This window comes from Streptomyces sp. NPDC033221, from assembly GCF_055577005.1.
Map to the genome: position 1 here is coordinate 13,255 of NZ_JBVIQN010000024.1, position 25,105 is coordinate 38,359.

22 protein-coding genes are annotated in these 25,105 nt (G+C 71.8%); 13 read left to right on the forward strand and 9 right to left on the reverse strand.

Going from position 1 to position 25,105, the window contains the following annotated elements:
• Positions 1–15: 15 nt before the first annotated feature.
• From ACZ53K_RS27385 to ACZ53K_RS27400, 4 genes are all read right to left on the reverse strand, one after another.
• Positions 16–636, reverse strand: coding sequence for a DUF1360 domain-containing protein (locus ACZ53K_RS27385; RefSeq protein WP_468841437.1), 621 nt, complete (start codon positions 634–636; stop codon positions 16–18).
• 183 nt (positions 637–819) lie between these two features.
• A complete protein-coding gene (locus ACZ53K_RS27390) occupies positions 820–1,188 on the reverse strand; it encodes a cupin domain-containing protein (RefSeq protein WP_468841439.1) in 369 nt (122 codons plus the stop codon).
• Between the two features lie 214 nt (positions 1,189–1,402).
• Positions 1,403–2,392, reverse strand: a complete 990-nt coding sequence (locus tag ACZ53K_RS27395; RefSeq protein WP_468841441.1) for an SCO4651 family lipoprotein — start codon at positions 2,390–2,392, stop codon at positions 1,403–1,405.
• A 170-nt stretch (positions 2,393–2,562) separates the two neighbouring features.
• Complete coding sequence (locus tag ACZ53K_RS27400; RefSeq protein WP_468841443.1) at positions 2,563–2,859, reverse strand: hypothetical protein; 297 nt, start codon at positions 2,857–2,859, stop codon at positions 2,563–2,565.
• A 278-nt stretch (positions 2,860–3,137) separates the two neighbouring features.
• Between ACZ53K_RS27400 and ACZ53K_RS27405 the strand changes: the two genes are divergently transcribed.
• Positions 3,138–3,539 carry an STAS domain-containing protein gene (locus ACZ53K_RS27405; RefSeq protein ID WP_468841445.1) on the forward strand — a complete coding sequence of 134 codons (402 nt, stop codon included), beginning with the start codon at positions 3,138–3,140 and terminating at the stop codon, positions 3,537–3,539.
• A 37-nt stretch (positions 3,540–3,576) separates the two neighbouring features.
• Here the strand turns inward: ACZ53K_RS27405 and ACZ53K_RS27410 are convergent, their stop codons facing one another.
• Positions 3,577–4,422, reverse strand: a complete 846-nt coding sequence (locus ACZ53K_RS27410; RefSeq protein ID WP_468841447.1) for an inositol monophosphatase family protein — start codon at positions 4,420–4,422, stop codon at positions 3,577–3,579.
• 175 nt (positions 4,423–4,597) lie between these two features.
• Between ACZ53K_RS27410 and ACZ53K_RS27415 the strand changes: the two genes are divergently transcribed.
• From ACZ53K_RS27415 to dctA, 3 genes are all read left to right on the forward strand, one after another.
• On the forward strand, positions 4,598–5,482 hold the full coding sequence (locus ACZ53K_RS27415; RefSeq protein ID WP_468841449.1) for a LysR family transcriptional regulator: 885 nt from the start codon (positions 4,598–4,600) through the stop codon (positions 5,480–5,482).
• Between the two features lie 134 nt (positions 5,483–5,616).
• Positions 5,617–6,675 (forward strand): tartrate dehydrogenase, encoded by a 1,059-nt coding sequence (locus ACZ53K_RS27420; protein WP_468841451.1) that lies wholly within the window; start codon positions 5,617–5,619, stop codon positions 6,673–6,675.
• A gap of 84 nt (positions 6,676–6,759) precedes the next feature.
• Positions 6,760–8,160, forward strand: a complete 1,401-nt coding sequence (gene dctA, locus ACZ53K_RS27425) for a C4-dicarboxylate transporter DctA (protein ID WP_468841453.1) — start codon at positions 6,760–6,762, stop codon at positions 8,158–8,160.
• Positions 8,161–8,265: 105 nt separating this feature from the next.
• Here the strand turns inward: dctA and ACZ53K_RS27430 are convergent, their stop codons facing one another.
• Positions 8,266–8,592 (reverse strand): hypothetical protein, encoded by a 327-nt coding sequence (locus ACZ53K_RS27430; RefSeq protein ID WP_468841455.1) that lies wholly within the window; start codon positions 8,590–8,592, stop codon positions 8,266–8,268.
• A 631-nt stretch (positions 8,593–9,223) separates the two neighbouring features.
• Positions 9,224–10,219 (reverse strand): SDR family NAD(P)-dependent oxidoreductase, encoded by a 996-nt coding sequence (locus ACZ53K_RS27435; RefSeq protein WP_468841457.1) that lies wholly within the window; start codon positions 10,217–10,219, stop codon positions 9,224–9,226.
• Positions 10,220–10,407: 188 nt separating this feature from the next.
• On the opposite strand from ACZ53K_RS27435, the gene ACZ53K_RS27440 reads away from it, so the two are divergent.
• The 6 genes from ACZ53K_RS27440 to ACZ53K_RS27465 all read left to right on the forward strand — a co-directional run bounded on the left by ACZ53K_RS27440 (position 10,408) and on the right by ACZ53K_RS27465 (position 17,167).
• On the forward strand, positions 10,408–11,214 hold the full coding sequence (locus ACZ53K_RS27440; RefSeq protein WP_468841459.1) for an alpha/beta fold hydrolase: 807 nt from the start codon (positions 10,408–10,410) through the stop codon (positions 11,212–11,214).
• The gene (locus ACZ53K_RS27445) at positions 11,211–12,485 is read left to right on the forward strand and encodes a PP2C family protein-serine/threonine phosphatase (RefSeq protein ID WP_468841461.1); all 1,275 of its coding nucleotides are present in this window, start codon (positions 11,211–11,213) and stop codon (positions 12,483–12,485) included. Before ACZ53K_RS27440 ends, ACZ53K_RS27445 begins: the two co-directional genes overlap by 4 nt.
• A gap of 41 nt (positions 12,486–12,526) precedes the next feature.
• Complete coding sequence (locus ACZ53K_RS27450; protein WP_468841463.1) at positions 12,527–12,865, forward strand: STAS domain-containing protein; 339 nt, start codon at positions 12,527–12,529, stop codon at positions 12,863–12,865.
• Between the two features lie 97 nt (positions 12,866–12,962).
• Positions 12,963–13,703 carry a hypothetical protein gene (locus ACZ53K_RS27455; RefSeq protein WP_468841465.1) on the forward strand — a complete coding sequence of 247 codons (741 nt, stop codon included), beginning with the start codon at positions 12,963–12,965 and terminating at the stop codon, positions 13,701–13,703.
• Positions 13,696–15,105, forward strand: a complete 1,410-nt coding sequence (locus tag ACZ53K_RS27460; protein WP_468841467.1) for a GMC family oxidoreductase N-terminal domain-containing protein — start codon at positions 13,696–13,698, stop codon at positions 15,103–15,105. Before ACZ53K_RS27455 ends, ACZ53K_RS27460 begins: the two co-directional genes overlap by 8 nt.
• A 94-nt stretch (positions 15,106–15,199) precedes the next feature.
• Positions 15,200–17,167, forward strand: a complete 1,968-nt coding sequence (locus ACZ53K_RS27465) for a hypothetical protein (protein WP_468841469.1) — start codon at positions 15,200–15,202, stop codon at positions 17,165–17,167.
• 164 nt (positions 17,168–17,331) lie between these two features.
• On the opposite strand, the gene ACZ53K_RS27470 is transcribed toward ACZ53K_RS27465, so the two are convergent.
• A complete protein-coding gene (locus tag ACZ53K_RS27470; RefSeq protein ID WP_468841471.1) occupies positions 17,332–18,177 on the reverse strand; it encodes a DUF4394 domain-containing protein in 846 nt (281 codons plus the stop codon).
• A gap of 359 nt (positions 18,178–18,536) precedes the next feature.
• On the opposite strand from ACZ53K_RS27470, the gene ACZ53K_RS27475 reads away from it, so the two are divergent.
• Both ACZ53K_RS27475 and ACZ53K_RS27480 read left to right on the forward strand, forming a co-directional pair.
• Positions 18,537–19,787 (forward strand): PucR family transcriptional regulator, encoded by a 1,251-nt coding sequence (locus ACZ53K_RS27475; protein ID WP_468841473.1) that lies wholly within the window; start codon positions 18,537–18,539, stop codon positions 19,785–19,787.
• Between the two features lie 180 nt (positions 19,788–19,967).
• Complete coding sequence (locus tag ACZ53K_RS27480; RefSeq protein ID WP_468841474.1) at positions 19,968–21,350, forward strand: carotenoid oxygenase family protein; 1,383 nt, start codon at positions 19,968–19,970, stop codon at positions 21,348–21,350.
• 30 nt (positions 21,351–21,380) lie between these two features.
• Here the strand turns inward: ACZ53K_RS27480 and ACZ53K_RS27485 are convergent, their stop codons facing one another.
• Entirely contained in the window at positions 21,381–24,320 is a 2,940-nt protein-coding gene (locus ACZ53K_RS27485; RefSeq protein ID WP_468841476.1) for an AfsR/SARP family transcriptional regulator, read from the reverse strand.
• A gap of 191 nt (positions 24,321–24,511) precedes the next feature.
• On the opposite strand from ACZ53K_RS27485, the gene ACZ53K_RS27490 reads away from it, so the two are divergent.
• A complete protein-coding gene (locus tag ACZ53K_RS27490) occupies positions 24,512–25,015 on the forward strand; it encodes a hypothetical protein (RefSeq protein WP_468841478.1) in 504 nt (167 codons plus the stop codon).
• The last annotated feature ends 90 nt before the right edge of the window (positions 25,016–25,105 follow it).

The window sequence follows — 25,105 nt, forward strand, 5'->3', positions numbered from 1 at the left end:
GGCGCGGGCGGTGCGTCACCCTTCGGCCCGCTCCTGAGTGATGCTCCAGGCGTACTGCAGCCAGTCGGAGATCATCACGGTACTCAGTCCGCAGGCGACCAGCCGCGTGGCGCGCGGGGCGACGGCGTAACCGCAGACCAGTGACGTACCGATCCAGGCGGCGAGGCAGAAGGGGCAGGCGAGCAGCTCGCCGGTGGCCAGGCGCAGGCCGTGACCGCGGGGCTCGTCCATGACCTCACTGGCACTGACGGCCTCCTTGCGCCGGGTGAACGGCGCCCGCAACAGGCCGGTGATCTTGTCCTTCGCCAGCAGCCGCGACGCCTTGTACGTCGCCGCGCCCAGGAGCAGCACGTCCCACGGAGGGACACGGGAGGGCAGCGTACGTCCGGACTTCCGGAAGCCCAGCGCGAACAGGGCGGTGGCCGTCGTGTAGGTCCCGGCCAGCACGGCGTAACCGCGCAGGGGAATCTCCTCCCCCTGTGCGTACGTCCCGCCCACCGATTCCGCCCGGTCCCCGTGCCCGTGATCATCGCCGCCCTGCCGGCGCCCTTCCGGCGCCGGGCCGCCGCCCGCCGCGCCGACGCGGCCGGCCGTGCCGCCGGGTTTGCCTTCTTCCGGGAGCGGATTGAATGCCATGCTGCCTCCTAGGACGACGTCGCAGGCTGGACCGGTACCCCCGGAACCGCCCGGCGCACGTCGATGAGGCCGAGATCCGACCGAACGTGTCACCCGGGGGCGTACGTCCGCCCTAGAACCGGCGACGGCACGTCCACCCGCGGGCCCGGCGAGCGCCGCGCGACGCCCTTCCCGCCCCTTCGCCTACTGGGCCCACGGGGGCGGGAACGTCGCGTCCCCGAGCGTGGCCTGCATCCCGGCCGACGTGATGACATTGACGGTCGCGGGCGCATCGCCGTTGCGCAGGCACAGTTCCGTGTGGGCGGGCACGATGACGGCGTCACCGGGCCCGGCGGCGATCTCCTCGCCGCCCACGGTGGCCGCCATCCGGCCGTCCAGGACGACGAAGACCTCCTCGCGGTCCACACGGTGCGGCTCACTCGTGGCGCCGGGGGCCGCGTGCAGCGTCCAGACCGCCAGTTCCGTACTGCCGCGTGAGGGCACCGCGAGCGGGCGGAAGGTGAAGCCGGGGCGTTCAAAGGTCGGAGCGTCGGCTCCGGTGGCCAAAGGCATGGCAGATCCTCCACGGATGCGGTCGACAGGGGTCGGGCAACGGGGTCGGACAGGCTGATGGTCAACCCGGTTGACCACCTGAGGCTATGGCACCGCACCTCACATGGTCAACCACGTTGTCTACCGCTGTCGGACTGCCGCCGCCGTCGGTCGGCCGCGTCTGCCTGCGGACGGAGCGCCTACCGCTCCGGTGGTGGCCCGGCGTGAGCAGACGTCAGGAGGTGCGCGCCTTCATCTGGGCGCTGAGGTCCTTGAGCATCTGTATCAGGTCGGCGGTCTCCTCGGCGGGCGGCGCCTTCACCGACGCCTTGGTGCCGTAGTCGGAGTACTTCGAGGACATGCTGGTCGTGCCCTGCGGCGTCTGCACCCGCGTGTCCATCTTCACCGGGTACTCGTTCTCGTCGACCCAGACCTCGTAGTCGTAGCCCTTGATGCCGGTCTTCTGCATGTTCGCGAGCAGCTTCTCGCGGTCCTGGGGCGAGAGGGCTTCCATGCTCTTGCGGCCCTTGAGGGCCTCCTGGACCGTCAGCGATCCCCGGTAGTGCTCGACCTTCCGGCCGTCCACCTCGGCGGATCCCAGGTTCTTGATGTCCCGGGAGTTGAGCAGCATCGCGAGCTGCTGCGCCGGGTCCTGGTTCATGTCCTCCAGGCCGGCGGTCATCTGCTTGGCGAGCTTGCCGTCACCGGCCCCCGCCGCGGCCGCCTTCAGATCGATCTTGGCCCACTTCTTGTCACCGAGACCGGGCATCTGCTCGCCCATGCCCGTGCTCAGGTCCATGTAGGCGACGTCATCGGCCCAGATCACATGGTTCTTCTCGGCGCCATCGGCCGACGCCCCGGGCTTGCTCTCGCTCACCGTCACGTCCATCACCAGCGGGCCCCAGCCCATGACGCCGTTGATCCGCGTCTCGCCGCCGCCCTTCACCGACGCGGGCATCGACATGGTCATCGAGACCTTCGCGGACTTCGCCGCCGCGGTCTTCTTGTACGCCGCCGTGAGCGCCTTCACCGACGCGTCCTTGTCCTGGACCGGCTCGGCTTTCTGCTCGGCACCCTTGGCCGCCTTGGTCTTGTCGCCGCCGTCGTCGCAGCTCGTCAGACCCGCCACCACGGCCACAGCCGCCAGCGTCACTCCCACACGCCGCGCGATGTACTTCTGCACGTCCCACCCCTGTTGCTCCGCCGCGGCGTTTCTGTCGACCACGCCACCCAGGCCATTCCTGTCACTTACGCAACGCACAGTAATGCATAGGTCTGACATTCCGGTCCCCGCAGGGCAGACCCTGCCATCACTCCCCCGAGGGACGGCGGCGGCGATGCACGGGAGGACGGCGTCGCGAAGGACCACACGCCGCAGCCGCTCCGACGCTCCGATCAGGACCGCAGTCGCTCGGCCCAGGGGTGGGCCCCGTACGTATCGGTGATCGCGTCGGCGAGCCACCGCCGCTGCCGGTCCGTGAGTACGGGCAGCGCCGCGTCGAAGTCCGCTTCATTCTCGGGAAGTGGCGTGCGCGCCTTGGAGAAGAGCTGCACGTCCGGGGTCAGGAAGGGCACCCCGTCGGCGGAGCGGACACCCAAGGCGCCGATCGGTCTGCGTACGCGCGGGTTCCGGCTCGACACCCACTCCCGGCCCTGGCACGCGTCGAGCATGACCTGGACACGCCGGCTCACCGCCTGCCGACGGGTGCGACTGCGGGTTCGCGTCGGGCCGAGGCCATGGGGCTCGATGAATGTTCGGCACATCGGGACCGGCGCATCCGGCCCTCCGCCCGGCTGCTGCCGATGCTCCGCACGCTCCCGGTGCCGCCGGCGCCAGGGGCGTGTGTGCGGCAGCACAATGGGAACTGATTTTTGCGTACGTCGGCGGGGGCATGAGGCGGGCGTTGCCGGAGCACCCGGGAATTCGCGTGACCCACCTCCCGAACCGCTCCGACGAAAGGTGGCCGGCCATGACCTCGCCCGCCGCGGGTTCCCACTACCATCTGCTCGCCCTCCCCGGGCACGCCCCGACAGCCGCCGCACGCCTGGGCAGGGCCGTCCGGTTCGGCGCGACGACCCCGATGATCCTGGTGGACGTGGCGTCGGCCGCCGATCTGGACGTCGAGGCGCTGGGCGCGCTGGCCCGCCTGTCGATGCTGCTGCGCTCGACCGGGGGCGGGGTGGTGCTGATCGGCGCCGGTGCCGCGACCCGCCAGCTGACCGCCCGTACCGGTACCGCCTGGCTCCTGCCCGTCCACCGCGATGTCGAGTCCGCGGTGGCCGCCCTGCCCGCTTCCGGACAGCCCTGGACGGTCACCGAACTGGCTCCGGGGTGCGGCAGCGCCTTACCCGAGGCCGTGGAGGGAGGCTGAGAACCCGCCTGCGAACCTCCCTCGGCCTCCCGCCTCGCTATACGCCGTCGTCGAGGGCGTACAGGTCGCGGCTGCGCGGCAGGCCTTCGACCAGGTCCAGCATCGCCTCATGGAGCAGGCCGTTGGTGGCCAGCACCGTCATGTCGCCCTCCAGCACGGACCCGCCGCCCAGGTCGGTCACCCGGCCGCCGGCCTCCGACACGATGACCGGCATGGGGGCCACGTCCCAGTAGCCCATCGGCGGCCCGGCGATCACCAGGGCGTCCGCGCGGCCGGTGACGAGGTCCACGATGCAGCCCATCGAGGCCATCAGGAAGACCTGACGGTGGAGCGCGGTGAGGAGTTTCTCCGGCCAGCCGGCCGGGTTGAGCGCCTGGGTCCTCGCGCCGCGCACGCTGGTCCGCTCGGTGACCCGGGCGCGACGACCCGACTTCAGGTCCGGGTTCTCCCCGGTCAGCACCCAGCAGCCCAGGCCCCGCCCGGCTACGACCAGCTGCCGGCTCATGGGCATGTTGATCACCCCGACAGCAGGACCGTGCTCGTCCTCGTACGCGATGTCGTTCGAGAACAGTGGCCACCGGCGGGCGAACCCTGTGGTGCCGTTGATGGGATCGATGATCCACCGTCTCCCTGACGTCCCGGCCGTCGAGCCCGTTTCCTCCCCGTAGATGCCGTCCTCCGGCAGCCGGCGGGCCAGCTCGTTCCTGACCAGCTCCTCTACCGCGAGGTCGATCTCGGTGACCTCGCTGCCGTCTTCCTTCCGATGGCTGCCCCACTCCCCGAAGAATCCCCGCGCGGACACCTGCCCGGCACGCGTGGCCAAGTCGACAACGAAGGAAAGGAGCTCTCGATCAGCGGGCGGGGCGTCGAATATGTGATCCATCCGGTGAGCCTGCCACGACTCCCGGCACCACAACGCATTGCCCCTCAACCGACCGGTGCAGAACGGCGATCGGAGTCGCCCACGTCGGCGCAAAGACGGGTTCTGAGCGGCGGCGGCCCCGGAGAGTGCAGGGTCGCCCGGGGCAAGGTAGACGCGCGCGGGTGAGAATCGGCGGATGGACATCCGGCAGCTGGAGTACTTCCTCGCGATCGTCGACCAGGGCGGCTTCCACCGGGCCGCCGCGGCCCTGTACGTCTCCCAGCCGTCGCTGTCCCAGTCGGTCCGGGCACTCGAACGCGACCTGGGCAGCGACCTCTTCCACCGGATCGGCCGACGCGCGGTGCTCACGGAGGCGGGCCGGGCCCTGATCGAACCGGCCCGTGCGGCGGTCCGCGGCCTGGCGAGCGCGCGGGCCAGTGTCACGGCGGTGCACGAACTGCGTACCGGCCGGGTGGACGTGGCCGCGATGCCGTCCCAGGCGGTGGAACCCCTGACCACGATGATCCGTGCCTTCAGCGGCCGTCACCCGGGGGTGTCCGTGGTGATCAAGGCGGCGTTCACCTCCCGGGACGTGGTCGAGATGGTCCGTACCGGCGCGGTCGAACTCGGACTGCTGGCCACCGCGGGCCCGTTGCCGGACCGGGAGGTGGTGTCACTGCCCGCCGGGGAGCAGCGCTTCGTGCTCGTGGCCTCCCCCGACGGGCCGTTCGCCGGGCGGCGCGAGGTGGCCTGCGAGGAACTGGCGGGACAGCGGCTGATCGTGGGGCAGCGGGGCACCGGGATGCGCGCGTACGTGGACGGTCTGTGCGAACGGGGTGTCGCGTGCACCATCGCCGCCGAGACCGAACACCGGGTCGCCCTGCTCCCGCTGGTGCTGGCCGGGGTGGGGTCGGCGGTGGTGACGGAGTCCTGGCGGGCCATGGCCGAACGGGCCGGCGCCCGGGTGCTGGACATCGAGCCGCGGACCACGCTGAACATCGGGCTGGTCAGCCGCCGCACCGGGCTGTCACCGGCCGCGCGGGCCTTTGTGACGGCGGCCCTGCCCGGGGCCGCCGACTGACGCCCGCGCACGTTCCCGCCACCCACCGTACCCGGCCCCGGCCGGGTCCCACGTCCGCTGATAGTCCCGGCTGATCAGGCAGATCACCACTACGTCTTGGACGCTCCACCAACCCCGTTGCTGCAATCGGACGCATGACGAACCACCGCATTGCCCTGATCCCCGGCGACGGCATCGGCACGGAGGTGCTGCCCCCGGCGCGGCAGGTGCTGGACGCCGTCGGCCGCCGCCACGGCTTCGCGTTCTCCTACACCTCGTACGACGACTGGTCCTGCGCGCGCTACCTGCGCGAGGGCGCGATGATGCCCCCGGACGGCCTGGACCGGCTGCGCGACAAGGACGCCGTGCTGCTCGGCGCGGTCGGCAGCCCGGACGTACCGGACCACGTCTCGCTGTGGGGGCTGCTGATCCCCATCCGCCGCGGCTTCCGCCAGTACGTCAATCTGCGGCCGGTGCGCGTCTTCGAGGGGATCGACAGTCCCGTGCGGGGCGCTGCGGCCGGGGAGGTGGACTTCGTCGTCGTGCGGGAGAACGTCGAGGGTGAGTACAGCGAGATCGGCGGGCGCCTGCACCGCGGGTTTCCCGAGGAGGCGGCCGTGCAGGAGTCGGTGTTCACCCGGGCCGGGGTGACGCGGGTGCTGGACTACGCCTTCGAGCTGGCCGCGAGCCGCCGGGGCAGGCTCACCTCGGCCACCAAGTCGAACGGCATCGTGCACACGCTGCCCTTCTGGGACGAACTGGTCGCCGAACGCGGTGCCGCCCGCCCGGAGGTGGCGTGGGACCAGGAGCACATCGACGCGCTGGCAGCCAAGTTCGTGCTCGAACCGGCACGTTTCGACGTGGTGGTGGCCTCCAACCTCTTCGGCGACATCCTCAGTGACCTGGCGGCCGCCGTGGCGGGCTCCATCGGCATCGCGCCGGCCGCCAACCTCAACCCGGAGCGCGAGTTCCCCTCGATGTTCGAGCCGGTGCACGGCTCGGCGCCCGACATCGCGGGGCGCGGCATCGCCAACCCGCTGGGCGCGGTCTGGTCCGCCGCCCTGATGCTGGAGCACCTCGGACACCCGGGAGCGGCCAAGGAGGTCACCGACGCCATCGCGGCGGTCCTCGCCAAGACGGACGTCCGTACGCCCGACCTGGGCGGTTCCGCCACCACCGCGGAGTTCACCGAGAAGCTCCTCGAACTGCTCTGATCCGCCCGCCCTTTCGCGGGTTCGTTCTTTCGCGGTCCTGCCCCCGCATCCTGCTGTGCCCGTTCCCCGACGAGGTGATACGCCATGGCACCACCCGAGCCCGCCACACCGGCCTCCCCTCCGATCGCTGCTCCCGGTCCGGCTCCGACCAGGCCCTGGTACCGGCAGCTCTACTTCTGGGTGCTGACCGCGATCGTCACCGGCATCGCGACCGGCTGGCTGTGGCCCGCGGCCGGAGCGGCGCTGGGCCCGGTCGGCACCACCTTCGTGGCGGCGATCAAGATGCTCATCGCGCCGATCGTCTTCCTGACCGTCGTGGCCGGGATCGGCAGCGTCGACAGCCTCGGCCGGGTGGGCCGCGTCGGTCTGAAGTCGCTCGCCTACTTCCAGGCGGGCACCCTGCTCGCCCTCCTTTCGGGCCTGCTCGCCGTCAACGTCTTCCGGCCCGGTGCCGGCGTGCACGCCCACCCCGGCGATCTGCGTCTGGAAGGCGACGCCGCCCGGTACGCGGAGAGCGGGTCGGGGCAGAGCTGGTGGCACCTCCTCACCGACCTGGTGCCGTCCAGCGCGGTCGGCGCCTTCACCGAGGGCAACATCCTCCAGGTCATCTTCCTCTCGGTGCTCTTCGGTGTGGCCTTGAAGACGGTGGGCCCCGTCGGGCAGCCGATCGTGGACGGTGTGGCGCGGCTCAGCGCCGTGGTCTTCAAGATGCTGCATTACGTCATGCTGGCCGCCCCCGTCGGCGCGTTCGGCGCGATGGCGTACACCATCGGTACGTACGGCATCTCCACCCTCACCAGCCTCGGCCGGCTCATCGCCCTTTTCTACGGAACGTCCCTGTTCTTCGTCGTCGTGGTCCTCGGCGGTGTCACCACGCTGCTGAGAATCAGCATCTTCCGCCTGCTGTACTACCTGCGCGAGGAGTTCCTGCTGGTCCTGGGCACTTCGTCCTCCGAGAGCGCGCTCCCCCGGCTCATGGCGAAGCTCGAAGGGCTGGGCATCCGGCGCGACATCGTCGGGCTGACCGTCCCCACCGGCTACTCCTTCAACCTCGACGGCAGTTCGATCTACCTCTCGCTGGCCGCCGTGTACCTCGCCCAGGCCACCGACACCCCGCTCGGCCTGGGGCAGCAGCTGGGCCTGCTCGCGGTCATGCTGCTGACCTCCAAGGGCTCCGGCGGCGTCACGGGAGCGGGCTTCATCGCCCTGGCCGCCACCCTTTCGACCGTCGGTACGGTCCCGGCCGCGGGCATCATGCTGATCTTCGGCATCGACAAGTTCATGTCCGAGTGCCGGGCCCTGACCAACCTCGCGGGCAACGGCGTCGCCACCCTCGTCGTCGCCCGATGGGAACGTGTGCTGGACAGCGCTCGGGTCAACCGGGTCCTGCGTACGGGCAGGCCGCAGCCGGCGGCCCCGGAGCCGCGGCGCGCAACTGAGAGGGCCGCCCGGTCCCGGGCGGCCCTCGGTGTGCGGAAATCCTGACGCATGTGCTGATCGGACTCGTCATGGCTACGGTGCGAGGCGCCTTTCCATCAGGTCAGCGAGTTTGCCGGTCTTGGGGGGGGCGGCGTCGGCCGGTCGCGGTGCTCAGCAGGGCCGGGCGAACCAGACCGGCGTCCAGCCGGCGGTGCCGGAGCTGAAGGCGCCGCCGGTGTTCCAGCGCTCGCTGCGGTCCTTGTTGTAGAAACGGCCGACGGTGCCCGGCGTCTGGTTGTTGACCCAGGTGCCGTCGCCGACGAGGTTGGGCAGCTGGTAGAAGCCGCAACGGTAGTAGTCGAAGCTGTTGCCGTTGCCGCCCGCGCCGTTGGCCCAGCCGCACAGGTGTCCGTAACCACACGCGGGCTTGACGTCGCCCTTGGACGGACCGGCCGCCAGGTCCTGCGCGTACTTCTGGCCGGGGGCCCGGACGAGCATGCTGCCGCCGGGTACGAGGATCTTGTTGGCGGAGACCTGCTTGCCGCCCAGGTCGGCGACATAACCGTCGACCTGCGACTGGAGCCGCGCGGACTGGGCGTCGGTCAGGCCGGCCCGCTCGGCCTGCGCGGCATAGGTGGTCGGCGCACCGGTGCCGGCGGAGGCCGTGCCGGTGATGCCGAAGACCGATGCCGCGGCGAGTGGCCGGCGGCGAGGAACATCGCGGATCTTCTGCGTAAGGCCATGGGGGATCTCCTACGGGGTCCGGGTGGGCGAGCCGGTACCGTCCGGCTCTCCCGACCAAGGTGCCCCGGAGGGCCAACGGCGGACCACCCGATTCAGGTCCACCTCCCGCACCCGTGCCACCACGTCACGACCGTTCCCGGGAGCGGGTGCTGACCAGTCCGGATGTGCCGGGCGCCGTCGGGGGCGCGGCTGCCCGGCGCACCACGCCGCCCACGGTGACCAGCGGTACGTTACGCCGCACCGACGCCCGAAAACGTCACTTGCGGCATCCCGGAAATTCGGTCACAACCCGGTCGGCGGTCTGTACGCCGCCTGATGTTCACCCCGGCGGCATGCCGTGGAATGCCGTGGGGCGACCTTGAAGTCCGGCCGTCCGTCGTGCCGTTCACTCGAAGCCCAGGCCCGGCTCCACTCCGGTCAGCTCGCAACTGGCGTCCCACAGCCGTGACGCGACGGCGGTGTCCTTCAAATGGTCCCACAGCGACTCGGCCCGCGGCTCGCCGCGCAGCCCGAAGGCCCGGGGCCCCCACAACTGACCGCCCGTCGCCCCCGGGTCGAGCACGGCCCGCACCACGGGCCACGCGCCGGCGTCCTTGCCCTGGACGAGCAGTCCCGCGGGCAGGGCACGCAGCCGCTCGCCGGATGTCCGCACGTGCACCGGCGGGCGCGAGGGAGTGAGGGAGTCCAGTGCGCCGCCGGGATGGGCCACCAGGCTGCGCACGGGGCTGCCGATGGCCCGCAGCCGGCGGTCGAGGGCGAAGCCGAAGTGCATCTGCGCCAGCTTCGAGCGGCCGTAGGCCCGCTTCGGCCGGTAGTCCTCCCCGGCGGACTGCAAATCGTCCGGGTCCAGCCGTTCGGACTTCGCCGCGAAGCTGCCGACGGTCACCACGCGCGCGGCCGGCGCGGCCGTGAGCAGGGGCGCGAGCCACCGGGTCAGGGCGAAGTGGCCGAGGTGATTGGTCCCGAACATCAGCTCGTGACCGTCCGCGGTCACCCGCCGGGGCGGATCGTCGAGCGCCACCCCGGCGTTGTGGACCACCGCGTCGAGGCGGTCGGCTGCGAGGGTGTCCACGGCGGTCTTGAGTGACGGCAGGTCGGCCAGGTCCAGCAGGATGTGGCGTACGTGTGCGTCGGGGACGCGGGAGCGGATGCAGTCTGCCGCGGCGGCTGCCTTGGTGCGGTCGCGGCTGCCGAGGACGACGGTGGCCCCCGTCGTGGCGAGCTGTTCCGCGGTGAAGTAGCCGATGCCCGCGTTGCCGCCGGTGATCAGGAAGGTCTTGCCCTCGACGGGCGGCAGCCGGTGCACGTCCCATTCCCGGGACGGCGGCCGGTACCGGCTCCGGTTCGGAGACTGACTCGGGGGCTGGTTCTCGGCAGGCATGGTGACTCCTCGGTCGCGTCCGGTGGGCCGCCGCGGCGGCGGGCGGTCCCGCTCCGGCGCCGGGCCACCCCGTACGCCAAGATCGCAGCGGCCTCCGACACGCCACCGACACGGCCCCTGCACGCGCCCGTCACCGCGCCGACGGGCGTGATCCGGGCCGGTTGCCGGGGGATGCGAGGATGGGCCGTATGGACATCCTGCGCAGGAACAACGTCACCGTCACCGGTAACCCGCAGGGGCCGGTGGTGGTGCTGGCGCACGGCTTCGGCTGTGACCAGAACATGTGGCGTCTGACGGTGCCTGCCCTGACCGATGCCTACCGGGTGGTGCTGTTCGACTACGTCGGCTGCGGCCGCTCCGACCTGTCGGCGTTCCAGGAGGAGCGTTACGCCTCCCTCGACGGCTACGCCCAGGACGTGCTGGATGTCGCCGAGGCCCTCGACCTGCGCGACGCCACCTTCGTCGGCCACTCGGTCAGCGCCATGACCGGCGTGCTCGCCGCCCGGCGGGCCCCGGAGCGCATCGGCGCCCTCGTGATGGTCGCCCCGTCCCCGCGCTACATCGACGACGAGGGCTACCACGGCGGGTTCACCGCCGAGGACATCGACGAGCTGCTGTCCTCGCTGGACTCCAACTACCTGGGCTGGTCGGCCGCCATGGCACCGGTGATCATGGGCAATCCGGACCGTCCCGAGCTGGGCGAGGAGCTGACCAACAGCTTCTGCGCCACCGACCCCGACATGGCCCGCGTCTTCGCCCGTACCACCTTCCTGTCCGACTCCCGCGACGATCTGAAGACGGTCGGGGTGCCGACGCTGGTGCTGGAGTGCGCCCAGGACGTGATCGCCCCGCGCGAGGTGGGCGCGTACGTGCACGGACGGGTCCCCGGCTCGAAGCTGATCACTCTGGACGCCACCGGCCACTGCCCGCACCTGTCCGCGCCCGAGGCCACCAACGAAGCGATCACCGGCTTCCTGGCGGGGCTGCGGTCATGAGCCGCCCCACCGGCCAGGAGGGCCCCGATCCGCACGGGGCGGGCGGCGACGGCAGCACGGACGCCGCGTTCGCCGCCCTGCTGGAGGACAGCGCCGAGGAGCTGTACGACTCCGCCCCGTGCGGCTATGTGTCGACGCTGATGGACGGCACCATCGCGAAAATCAACGCGACGCTCCTGGACTGGCTCGGCCTGGCCCGGGAGGCGGTGGTGGGGCGGATGCGGTTCACCGACCTGCTCACGGTGGGCGGCAAGCTCTACCACGAGACGCACTTCGCGCCGCTGCTGCGGATGCAGGGCGAGATCAACGGCATCGCGCTGGAGGTCCGGCGCGCCGACCGCACGCGGATACCGGTCCTGGTCTCCTCGACCGTCAAGTTCGGCAGCGAGGGCGAGCCCCTGCTGATCCGTACCACCCTCTTCGACGCACGGGACCGCCGCGCGTACGAGGAGGAGCTGCTGCGGCGCCGGCAGGAGGCGGAGGAGGCCCGTAAGCGGGCGGAGGCCGACCGTGCCCGGCTGCAGGAGGCGCTGGCCGCCCTCCAGCAGAGCCTGCTACCGGCCGTGCTGCCCGACATACCCGGCCTCGAAGTGGCCACGTACTACCACACCGCCTCTCCCGACCGGCTCGGCGGCGACTTCTACGACCTGTTCGCGCTGGACGGCAAACGCTGGGCGTTCTTCCTCGGCGACGTGAGCGGCAAGGGCCCCGGGGCCGCCGCCCTGACCTCGCTGACCCGCTACACCCTGCGCGCCGCGGCCCTGCACGACCCGGACCCGGTGGCCGCCCTGGCCACCTTGAACACGGTGCTGCACGAGCGGTACAGCGGCGGCGACCCGCGTTACTGCACCGCCATATTCGGCGTACTGGAGCCGGACCAGGCCACCGGAGAGGTGACCGTACGGATCGCCTCCGGCGGCCACCCTCCGGCACTGATCCTGCGCGCGGGCGGCGGGTGCGATTTCCTGCCCACCCCGGGCGGGCTGCTCGTCGGCATCCTGCCCGACCCGCGTTTCACCACCGCCACCACCACTCTCGCGCCGGGCGACAGTCTGCTGCTCTACACCGACGGCATCACCGAGGCACGTACCGGTCCCGACCGCGCTCTGTACGGGGACGACGCGCTGCGTACGTTCGCCACCGGCCACGCCGGGTCGCCGCCGCACGCCGTGATCCAGGCGCTGAGCGGGCTGCTGGACGGCTTCGGCGACGGCCTGGACGACGACACGGCCCTGCTCGCTCTCGGAGTTCCGGCCGGCGCCCGGCCCTGAACCCCGCCCCCTGCCCCTGTCCCTTCGACCCCACCCCAGAGATGAGCTCGCTGACGATAACCCCCCGAGACGCCGCCACCGGTCCCCTGCTGGAGATCGCCGGTGATCTCGACTACGACCACGCCGACGAGCTGCGCTCCGTCGTCGCCGACCTCCCCCTGGAGCCGGGCCAGCGCCTGGTGCTCGACCTGGGGGCGATGGAGTTCTGCGACTCCAGCGGCATCACCGCCCTGCTGGCCGCCCGCCATCGCGCCATCGCCGCCGAGGCGGACGTCGTGCTGGCCGCCGTGCCCGCCAACACGTTGCGCGTGCTGCGTTACGTCGGCCTCGACCAGGTCTTCACCTGCCATCCCGACAGCGAGGTCGCGACCACGCCCTGACGCGGGGCGGGTCCTGCCGGAGAGCACGCAGCCACACATCACATTGCCCGACTTATCAACGTTTACTCCTCCCTGTGGGGGCGCTCCGGTGCCGGGTGTGAACGAGCTGATCGCCCTGCTGCGCCCGGTACTCGCGCGGCTGGCCCGCGACACCTTCCGCGGCCTCGCCGCCTTCTCCCTGCCCGGCGACGACGCCTGCTCCCGCGCGCAGGGCACCCCGCGCGGCCGGGCGGGCGGGGTCGCCGCCGAGGCCGGCGAACTCGTCGCGTCCGCGTTCGACCAGTACGTACCGTTCCCGCAGGAAGTGGCCCGGCCACTGGCCATGGCGACGGCAGACGTGGGCATCGCGCTGCCGCGCCGGCTGCCGCTGGAGCTGGGACGGCTGGACGCCGCGCTGCGCCTGCTGCTGCGCGGCGACGAGAAGACCCCCCTGTCGCTCGTCACGGCCGTGCTCCTCGGTCTGCTCGCCACACGGGTGCGTCCGGTAGCGCTCGACGGTCCTTTCCTCTCCCCGTTCTGCCGGCTGTCCTACCGCGACAAGACCCGCGTGTTCGAGCTGCTGGAGCACACCGACTCCGACCTCGTCGCCCTGCTGGACACGCACCTGCCGCAGCCGCTGCGCGGTTCCGTGTCCGGGCTGCTGAAGTACCTGGGCAGCGGGCTGCTGGCCGTCACCTCGTTCGGCTGCTTCACCGAGCAGGCCGTGTGGGACGCCGGCCGGCGCGGCATCACGGCGCTGCCCGTCGGCTGGCAGCTCACCGGCTACGACGGCCGGGCCGACGGGCGCGCCGACTTCAAGGGTTACTACCAGGGCCGCAAGGAGGCCGTCCGTGCGTGATGTCATCGTCGTCGGCGCGGGCGGCGGCGGCCCGGTGGTCGCCAAGGAACTCGCGGACGTCCGGACGGCTCCGATGGGCACCAAGGAAGAGGTCTATTTCCGGGGGTGCGAAACGCTCGGGATTCCCGTCCAGACGGCCCTGACCACCACCGGCCACTCCTACCGGCCGCAGCAGAACGCCATCCTGCCGCCCGGCGGCCACGCCGGACACACCGAGGACCCCCGGCTGCTGGTCTTCCCACGATCAACCGGCTGTACGTTCTGCGGCCACTGCGCCCAGGGCTGCATGGAGCCGGTCCGGGCGCCGCGCAACCGGTTCGCCAAACGGTCGACGGACAACAGTTACGTCCCCATGGCACTGACCGCCGCCGCCTGGGCACCCGGCGGCAGAGCCGCCGAACTGGTCACCGACGCGTTCGTGACCCGCGTGCACACCGAGGCGGGCGCGGCGACCGGCGTCACCTGGCGCACCGGCGCGACCGGCGAGTCGCACCGGGAGGACGCCCGGGCAGTGGTCCTGGCCGGAGGCTGTACGGAGAATCCGCGGCTGTGCCACAACAGCGGCCTGCCCGACCCGAACGGCTGGGCCGGCCGCGGACTCACCGACCACCACCTCGACTTCGTCATCGGCGTCTTCGACCACGACGTCGGCAACAGCCGCGGCCCCGGTTCCGCGGCCCGGTGCGAGTTCCCCGGCCGCGGCGCGCTGGAGCAGACCGGTCTCCCGCCCGCGCTCCAGGCCCTGGTCCTCACCACGTCCGACAGCGGCATCCGTGGCGCCCACGCCAACGGCCGTGGCCTGCGCGGCCCCTGGGACGGGCCCACCGGCCGCGTCCACGGGCCCCGGCTCGCCGACCTGCTGAAGGACGGCGGACACGACCGGCTGCTCAATGTCCTGATCCTCACCGAAGACGATGTCGAACCCGGCAACCGCGTCCTTCCCTCCGCGTTCCCGGCCGACGCCCACGGCCCCGTACCGAAGGTCGAGGTCCACCACCGCCGCCGCAGCGCCCGTACGCTCGCCAACCGCGAGTTCCTGGCCCGCAAGGCGACCGCGCTGCTCCGGGGCGCGGGCGCCCGCACGGTGCTGCGGATCGACACGTTCCCGATTCCGCTGCACGTCCACTCCTCCATGCGCACGGGCCTGGACCCCCATACCTCCGTACTGGACACCGACTGCCGCAGCCGGGCCGTCGACCGGCTGTACGTCGCCGACAACTCCGCGCTCGCCAACTCCCTGGGCGGCCCGAACCCGCCCCTGACCGCCCAGGCCCTCGCGACCCGCACCGCCGAGCGGGTCTTCGGACAGGTCTTCGGCGGGGATCCCTGGGTCCGCACCGGCTCGCCCGTCGAGTCGACCGACGTACGGATCAGCCGCCGCCTCGCCGAACTGGGCCTGTGAACCGCCACGTCCACACGGTGTCCCCCTCGGCGTTCACTCGTTTGAAGGAGGACAGCGCCCTGCAGCCCTCAGCCCTCGGGAGGCACCCCGCTCCATGGTCACGTCGCAGCGCCGCTCTCCGGACGGCCGTGAACGGATAACGCTCGACGAAGCCGAGGCCGGCCTCGTCGAGCACTACACCGCGCTGGTCCGGCTCGCCTACCTCACGCTGCCGCCCTCGCTCAGCAGGCACCGCAGAGTGCTGACCGCCCACGGCCTGGTGCAGCGCGCACTGCCCGGGTTCCGCCTGCGGAAGGCCGTTTCGCGGGAACCGGCCCAGCGCCCGGGGCCGGAGCGGCTCGGCCCCGAACGGTTCGGGCCGGCGTGGGTACGGGAGCGCGTGCTGCGCGGGGCGCTGGCGTACGAGCGGCGCCCGCGCGGGTGGCCGGGGAGCCTGCCACCGCCACGTGCGCTGCGTCCCGCGCTGCCGGTGGTATGGGGACTGCGACTGTTTCCGCGCGCGGGCGGCCGGGAGGAGATCGCGCTGGGGCAGACCCTGTCCGGGCTGTCCGCCGACGTGCGGGCCGCGTTCGTGCTCTCCCGCGCGGACGAACTGCCCGACGCGCAGGTACGGGCCCTGCTCGGTGCCGCCGGCGTCGACCACCCGGACCGGGCCCTGCGGGTCGCACGGCAGCTGGACGCCCCGGCGGTCTCCGCCGCGCAGACCCTGCTGTGCTCGACGGAGTTCGACGCGTGCTCGGTGCAGACCCGCCCCACCGACCTGGTGCGGCGCAGGCAGCGGTGCCGCCTCGCCTGGGCCGTGGTCGCGGTGGTGGCGGTCGGTGCCCTGGTGCTGACCGCCACCGGTTCGACGACGGGCCGACGGGCCACGCGTCCGGCCGCCGGCGCCGGCCCGGTCACCGCCGCGGGTCTGGTCCGGGCTCCCCGCGGGGAGTGGGCCGACACCGCGCGGGTCGACTTCACGGCCTGGCCGCCCCGCGGCGGGCGGACCGAGGACCGGGGCCTGCTCGCCCGAGCGCTCGCCACCTGGTCGCAGCCACCGCGCGGCACCCGTGTCAGCCGTACGCCCGGCACGTTCCCGGGCCCTCCCCCGCTCGGCACGCAGTTGCTGTACGCGGGCGAGGTGGACGGCAACGCCGTGGTGCTGCTCCACGACGGCCTGCGGACCGTCCGCTACAGCGAGCCCCTCTCCCCCGGTGGCGCTGCCACCCTCGACTTCGCCCGTACGGACAGCAGCGACATGACGACGGCCGCCACGCTCGTTCTCAGCCGGGCACACGGCGCGACCCGCTACCTGACCGCCCCCTGGATCACCGACCCGCAGGTACGTGACCTGCGGCGTCCGGGCGTGCCCGCGCGGCCGGTGCGGGTATCGGCGGAAGGCGTCACCGAGCCGTTGCGCGGCACCGCCGCACCGGGTTCCTGTGGTTCCCGGCCCACGCTGCAACTGCGCTCCTCGGCCCGCGTCGACGAGAATCTCACCTTCGTCGTCACCGACCTCGGCGGCCTCGTCCCCGCCCACCTCACCCACACGCCGCTGCCCGGCGGCTCTCCGGCGCGCCAGCCCCGCGAGACCACCGGTGCGGCGGCGCCGGCGAGTTGGGCGCGCACGGCGTGCCACCTCGCAGAACTGCCCGGCGGCGTACGCGCCGTCAGCGTGTGGGATTTCGCCGAGCAGGCATTGCCCGAGGGCCGCGGCAAGGCCGTGTGGTCCTGTGTCCGGGCCGACACCTGGCGCGGCCCGGGCGAGGTCAGCGTACGGTTCACGGCCCCCGGAGCGGCGGCGCGAACGGTGGCCCGGGGACGGTCGACCGCGGCGTGCAGCCGCTTCGGCCGGCACGTCGTCGCGAGCACCCGGTGGCGGGCCGACTCCGGGCATACGTATCTGCTGGCCGCGGGCAGCCAGGCGGTCACCGGAATCGAGGTGGCGGGGGCGGTGCGGGCTGCGAAGAAGGGACGGGTCTTCGCCGTACGGGCGCCTGCGAAGGCGCGGACGCAGGTGAGCGGACGCCTGGCCGGGGGCGGGAAGCTGACCGAGGTCGGGCGCCCGGCGGACGGCTGAAGGGTGGCGGCCGGGGCGGCGGCCGGACGGGAACGGTACGGCCGCCGGCCCGCGGCAGAAGCGAGCAGGCTCACTCCTGACGCAGGGGTGTACGTCGTTCGTCCCTCCGTGACGCGCCGCGGTCCGGTGGTGGCCGGACCGCGGCGCGGACATGACCGACGGGATCAGGTGCCGGTGAGGCTGACGGCCACGTCCGTGACGTTCAACGGGAACCGGCCGATGGAGGTGGCCTGGCCGGTGAGGATGTTGACGCTGTAGAACGACGGGTTGCCGGAGCCGTTCGGGGGGAGGGTGGCGAAGGCGGCGTTGTCGACCGTCTTCCCTCCGGACAGGGTGCTGTAGATGTCCAGGCCCGCGTTCAGCCCGGAGTCGACGCCGAGGCCGCCGGTCGGAACGAGCGTGCCGTTGTTGGCCGGGGACTGGAGGACGACCTGGTCGCTGGTCGTGTTGATGTCGGCCAGGGTGGCCCCGGTGGCCGCGCTGAGGTCGTTGTTCGTGTACGCGGCGGCGGTGACGCCCTTGGTCGTACCCTCCTCCGTCGGGGTGTTGAGGTTCAGGTCCTGGACGGTCGTGTGATTGTTCAGGTTGTGCCGCAGGTTCTGGCCGTTGTCGCTGATCACGCGGAGCCGGTCGGCCGCCGGGTTGAAGTCGACGCCGAACGTCGTGCCGCGCAAGTCGTACTGCAGCTGGGACACCTTGGTGACCACGACGTCCTCGGTGCCCGTCGGAGTCTTGATCGTGTAGATGCCGCCCTTGTTGCCGACGCCGTACAGCAGGCCGTCCTGCACCCGGAAGTCGATGCCGATCAGGCTCGTGTCGCCGCTGAGGCCGTCGACGGCCCTGACCCAGTCGAGGATCTGCGGCCGGTCGGTCTTGAACGCGGCCATCAAGGTGCCGTCGCCGCTGATCCCGAACGCACGCAGGCCGGGGGCGGCGGGCGCGGCCGTACCGGTGCCCGACGTGCCGAGCAGGAGCGCTGCTGACGTGCCCATGGCCGCAACCGCCGCCATGATTTTCCTTCCCGTGCCTGCTTTCATCGGAGCATCCCTCCGGTCAGAGCGAGCGCCGTGGTGCGGCGCCTGGCTGAGAATTTCCGTACGTCCGCCCGTACTGATTACCGGAGCCATGCCGAAGTCGCGCCAAGAACGGCTGCCGCGGTCTTCCTCCGCGGGCGTGTACGCGGTTCTCATTAAGGCCACTTCATGACTCCTGCACAAGCGGAAGAGGCGACGAGAACGCCCCGATCCGGGGATTTTGCGCGCTGTGACAAAAGCCGGTTCGCATACTTGCCGCCGATTTATGCGCAGTGATGAACTCCGGCCGGATGCCACCTGTCGGCCGGTTCATCCGGAATGACATGCTCGGGTTCGTGGGAAGCCTCTTCGTCGAACTGGCCCGGCAGGCGTCGGCCAACGCCCGCCGGGAGGTCGAGGCGTACACGCGCGAGATCCCGGAGTGCGCGTTCATGGACAAGGGCCCCCGAGCCCGGGCCCAGACGCTGGAGCATTCACTGTGGCTTCGGCGTCAAACCATCGATCTGCCGCCGGACGAGGCCGAGTTGACCGGCGACGACCTCGGCTACATCGCATCGATGGGGGAGCTGCGGGCCGAGGCGGGAATGTCGCTCGACACACGGCAGCGGGTCCTGCGGCTGCACACCGCCCTCATGCTGCGCGAGATCAACGAGGCGACCGAGGCTCAGCGCGGCTGCGGTGTCGAGGAAATCATGCTCATGATGAACTGGTTCGCCCCGCAGGGCGAACGCGGCATCGTCGCCTACTGCGAGGGATTCGTGCGGGTAATGCGCCGCCGGATGCACTATCTCGAACAGGTCGCCCTGTTGGCCCGGTCACTGCTGAACGGAGATCCCATTTCGGCGGAACTCGCCCCGGCCGTCGGCATGGAACTGCCGGACCACTGGGCGGTGACGGTGTTCCGGATGCCGGACCACCCCGCCACCGACCGTTTCCTGGAATACGAGATCGAGACACTGGTGAAGAGCCACCAGGTGCCTGTCATGTGGGGCCCGCAAGACGGGGACGGAGACGGAAGTGGTGAGCTGATCGCCCTGGTCCCCCTGATTTCCGGCACGGCGGGAACGGAAACCGTATCGCCGCAACCCCTTCTTGACCTCTTACCCGATCTCGCCCCCGACCACTTGACCGAACTCGTACGGGACTTCGCCCAGGCCCTCGGCCGCCCCTGCGCCGTCGGCACCGCCACCGCACCGCTGCCCGAACTGGCCGACGCCCTCCACCGGGCCCGGCGGATCAGCCGAGCGGCCCCGCTGCGCCGGGCGTCCGCCCGGCTCCGGCCGCACACCCTGGCCGACGTGTTCGTCGAAATCGCTGTCGTGGACGTGCCGTTCGCCGACGCATGGCTGCGCGACGTGGCCAGACGACTGGACTCCGGCCCGGACCTGCTCGTCACCCTCGACGCGTACTACCGCCACGACATGCACCGCGGCGCCACGGCGACCGCCCTCCACGTCCACACCCGCACCCTGGACTACCGCCTCCGCCGCGTACGGGAACTCACCGGCATCGACCCCGGCTCGACGCGCGGCGTGCGCACGCTCAGCGCGGTCGTCACCCGACGCCTGTCCGGAGCGTGGAGCTGAACCCACCGGGCACGCCGGGCCGGGGTGGCCGCCGTCCTGTCCGTGTCGCCGATACGACCTCCCACGGGGGAATCACATCGTGGGGAGCGCGGCGGCTGACGCGTACGAAAAGAACAAGACTGCCGTCGGAAGGCTGATTGCGGGACCCTGGCGGCCCCACCCCACGGCAGGAGACCGCAGATGACGATGCCATCGGGTTCCCCCGCACCCCTGCACCTCTCGGGCAACAACGCGCCGATCGCGGCTGAGGTCACCCACCGGCCGAGCAAGGTGACCGGTACCGTTCCCAAGGAGCTGTGCGGCCAGTACTTCCGCAACGGGCCCAACCCGCGCAGCGGCTGGTCGCCCCACTCCTTCGCCGGCGACGGCATGCTCCACACCATCGCGCTGGCCGACGGCCATGCCACCTGGTACCGCAACCGCTACGTGCGCACCCCGCTGCACGCACAGCCGGGCGCCTCGCGTCTCGCGCTCGCCTACGACCCGGCCACCTCACGGATCGACTACCGCGTCACCACCGCCAACACCCACCTGATCGCCCATGCCGGCCGGCTCTTCGCCCTCGAAGAAGGCGGCTTCCCCTACGAAGTCACCCCTGACCTGGCGACCCTCGGAGTCTTCACCTTCGACGGGGAACTCACCACCCCGATGACCGCCCACCCCAAGACCTGCCCCCGCACCGGGGAGCTGCACTTCTTCGGCTACCGCCTCCGGCCGCCCTACCTGACCTACTACCGGGTCTCCGCAGCGGGAGAAGTGCTCCAGAAGCAGACCGTGGACCTGCCGCGGGCGGTCATGATGCACGACTTCGCCATCACCGCCCACCACGTCGTCTTCATGGACCTGCCCGTCGTCTTCGACGCCGACCGCGCCGCCACGGGCGGCCCGCCCTGGCGCTGGGACGACGGCCACCGCGCCCGTTTCGGCGTTCTGCCCCGGGCCCAGGAGGGCGCCCGCGTACGGTGGTTCGACGTCGCCCCCTGCTACGTGTGGCACACGATGAACGCCTTCGAGACCGACGGGACGATCACCCTCACCGGCACCCGCGTCCCGTCCCTGTGGCGTCAGGGACCGCGGGACCTCAGCGGTGGCCTGCCCGCCCTGCACCAGTGGGTGCTCCACCTGGCCACCGGCAAGGTCACCGAGACCCCGCTGGACGACACACCCAGCGAATACCCCCGCATCGCCGACACCGGTATCGGCTTGCCCCACCGCTACGGCTACACCGCCGGATTCACCCTCGACGCCGAGCCCCGGCACGCCGAGATCCACAAGTACGACCTGACCCACGGCGCCCGGCGCAGCACCCACCACTTCCCCGCCGGCCACACCTGCGGAGAGCCCGTCTTCGTCCCCCGCTCCCCCACCGCACCCGGCCAGGAAGACGACGGATACCTCCTGACGTTCGCCCACGACCGCTCCCGCGGCACCAGCTACCTGGCCATCCTGGACGCCGCCGACCTCGGCGCCGCACCGGTCGCCGAGGTCCACGTACCCGTCCGCATACCGGCAGGATTCCACGGCAACTGGGTCCCCGGCGCTCCGCATGACACGGCGCCCTGAAGCACCGTCCTGGCCAGCTGCCGGCTGCCTTCACCCGTCCGTCTCGTTTGCCGGTGCCGGCCTGCCCGCGGGCAGCAGCCTCCGTACGGCCGGGGCCTCCGGGGAGCCCAGTGCCTCGTACGTCTCCAGGGCCTTCTGCCAGCAGACCCGGGCCCGGTCCGCGTGTCCGGTCCGCTGGAGGGCGTGGCCGAGGGCGGTGAGAGCGTTGGCGCGGGCCCATTGGCCGCTGGGGCCGTGCAGGATGGCCAGGGCCTCCTCGGCCCGCCCCGCGGCCTGCGCGGGCCGGTCCGCGGCGAGGTGGGCCTCGGCCATCCGCCAGTACGTCATCGCCTCCCACAGGCACTGCCTGCTGTCCTGGAAGATGGCCACGGCTTGTTCGAGCTGCGGCAAGGCGTCTTCCGGGCGCCCGGCCTGCGTCAGGACCACGCCGAGTTGATAGTGGCCGGTGGCCAGCCGCACCGTCGCGCCGATCTCCCGGTACAGAGCCAGGCACTGCTCGGCCAGGCTCACCCCTTCGTCGATGCGGCCGGTGTCCTGGTAGGTACGTGCGAGGTTGGCCAGCGCGCTGGCCGCGCTGTTCTGGTTTCCGTAGCTGCGATAGGCGGCAAGTGCCTGCTTCAGCAGTGACTCCGCGGCTTCGTGGCGGCCCTGCAGACCCGCGATGATGCCGCTTTCGTTGAGGGCATGGGAGGACAGCACAAGGTCCGCGCAGCGCTGCCGGAGCGCCATGGCGGCCCGCGCCTGCCGGTCCGCCTCCGCCAGGCGGCCGGCCATGACGTGGACGTGGATCATGATCAGGCGCAACCGCCCCTCGGCCTGCACGTCCTGCGCTTCCAGCGCGGCCGTCAGCAGGCGACCCACCGTCTGCTCGTACTGCCGGGCGCCCGTACCCGAATCGGACAGGTCCCTGGTCACCAGCAGGAGGTCCGCCGCACGCCGCAGCATGCTCCCGGCGGCTCCGGCCGCGACCCGGGCGCACGCCAGCAGATTCCCGGCCTCCGTGTACAGCCACTCCAGCGCGCTTTCCCGGTCCTCGAAGGCCAGGCCCGGGTACCGGGTGGCCTCAAGGTGGTCCAGCAGGGGGTCTCCGGGCCGGTTCATCGTGTACACGCGGGCGGCCGTGGCCAGGTAGTGGTCCAGCAGCCGTGACCGCGCCGCCTCGCACTGCTGCGGGGGCTCGTCACGCTCGGCACAGGCACGGGCGTAGAGGCGTACGAGGTCGTGGTAGCGGTAGCGGTCCGGCGCGGGAGACTCCAGCAGCGAGGTGTCCACCAAGAACTCCAGCGTCCTTCTGGCATCTGCGGTGCCCAGGCCGAGTACGGCCGCGGCGGCGCCCAGCGAGATGTCCGGCCCGCACGGCAGCGCCACCAGCCGGAAAGCGCGGGCCTGCCCGGGAGCCAGCTGCCCGTATCCCAGCTCGAAGGTGGCCTCGATCCCGAGGTCGCCGGCCTGCAGTTCGTCCAGCCGGCGCCGTTCGTCGGCCAGTTTGCGCACCAGGTCGGCGACGGTCCAGGAGCGGCGTGCCACCAGGCGGGCGGCGGCGATCCGGATGGCCAGCGGCAGACAGCCGCACGCCGCCACCACCTGCTGCGCGTCCTCGCCTCCTTCGCCGGTGATGCGGGTGAACAGGGCAAGGGCCTCTTTGGGCCGCATGACGTCCAGGGCCACCACATGGGTCCCCGTCAGGTGGGCCAGCCGGTTGCGGCTGGTGATCAGGGCGGCACAGCCGTCCGTGCCCGGCAGCAGGGGACGGACCTGGGCGGCGTCACGGGCGTTGTCCAGCAGGACCAGGACGCGGCGGCCGGCGAGTACGGACCGGTAGAGCGCGGCGCGCTCGCCGACCCCCTCGGGAATGGCGCAGTCCGATACCCCCAGGGCCCGCAGGAAAGCACCCAGGACGGTCTCCGGCTCGACCGGACGCGGTCCGCAGCCCTGAAGGTCGACGTACAGCTGCCCGTCCGGGAAGAACGGCCGGATCGTATGCGCGACATGCACCGCCAAAGCGCTCTTGCCGACACCGCCGATGCCCCCGGCCACACAGATGGCCACCCCGCTCTCCTTGCCCGCGCCGAGGTGCGCGACCAGCTCCTCGACCAGCGCGGCCCGCCCGGTGAAGTCCCGGGTGTCGTTGGGAAGCTGAGCGGGCCGGCCCTGTGCCGCGCCCCCGCCCACAGGGCTCGGACGTCCCCCTGCAGGGGCGGGCAGGTGGGGATCGGCCCGCAGGATACGCCGATACAGTTCGCGGAGCCCGGGCGAGGGGGCGGCGCCCCCTTCCTCGGCGAGCAGGCGCCGGGTGTCGGCATAGGTGGCCAGCGCCTCGGCCCGCCGGTTGCCGCGGTAGAGCGCGAGCATCAAAAGCTCCCGCAGCCGCTCGCGCAGCGGGTGTTCGGCGCTCAGCGCCGTCAGTTCCGCCACCACCTGCGCGTGCTGCCCGGCCTCCAGGTCCAGGGCGAGACGGCTTTCCACCAGGCTCAGGCGACGCTCTTCCAGACGGGCGCGCCAGGTCGCACAGTACGGGCCCGGCACATCGGCCAGCGGCTCACCTGCCCACAGCCCCAGCGCCTGGGCCAGCAGTTCGCGGGCGCGCGCCGGGTCACCGGAGCGACGCGCCCGCTCGGCCTCGGCCGCGAGCCGTTCGGCACGTGCCAGGTCGAGCGCGCCCTCGCCGACACGCAACGCATAGCCATCGGCCTCGCCCACCAGCATGCCGGCGTCCGGCCCCAAGACCTTGCGCAGCCGACACGCATACCTGCACAAGGCAGTCATCGCGTCCGGCGGCGGGTTCCCACCCCACAGAGCACGAATCAACTCCGGCGCCGATGTGCCCCGCCCGTCCCGTAACAACAAGACGGCGAGCAACGCCCGCTGCCGCGGCGAACCCGCATCGAGCTGCCGCTCCCCGCGCCGGACCGCGACCGGCCCCAGCACCGTGAACCACACGTGCCGCTCGTCCCCCGCAGCGCCGGCCATGGACGCCTCACATCCCGCGTTCGATGCTTCGGCTTGCCAGTCTTCCACGCGAGCCACCGGAAAGACACGTGAGGACGGTCGATGAATCCACCGGTTTGTGCAGGTCGGACGATTTTGAAAGGGACGGAACCTCTCTCGGAGAAGGCACGTCGTAGCCCGTAAGCGCGGCGCGTCGGGGGATGTGCGCCGCCGTGACGCATCGGGGGTGCGGCCATGCAACAACCATTCGCCGAAACATCACCGGGTTACTGCGTGGTGGGGTGCTCCTCGCCTCCTGCGGCCTGGCGCTGGGCCTGCCGCAGGGGGCCTTCGGCGCCGAAGGGCGTCATGTCTCGGCGGTCATTGGTGGCCCGAGCGTGACGGTCGACAAGAACACGGTGCAGCCGGGTGAGGCCCTGGAGGTACACGGAGCGCACTTCGACTGCGGTGCACAGGTGGAGCACGACCGTTCAGGCCCGTTGACGGTGACGCTTGAGGGCAGCAGCACACCCGCGCAGGTCGACGCGGACGGGGTCTTCACCGTCACCATCACCGTGCCCGACCGCGTCGGGCCCAAGCAGTCCTCCGTCACGGCGCTGTGCGACGACGCGGTCAAAGGTGCGCAGCCGGCCACCACCCCCTCGTCATCCCCGCGGCCCCCCACGCCGGTGGCATCGCCCTGTCACCGACAAGCGGCAAGCCGGGTACGTCTCTGACCGTCACGGGCTCCGACTACTGGTGCGCGGAAGGAGATCCTCCAGGTTCCGGCCCCCTTGATGTCTTGTGGGACGGCACGGTCATGTCCC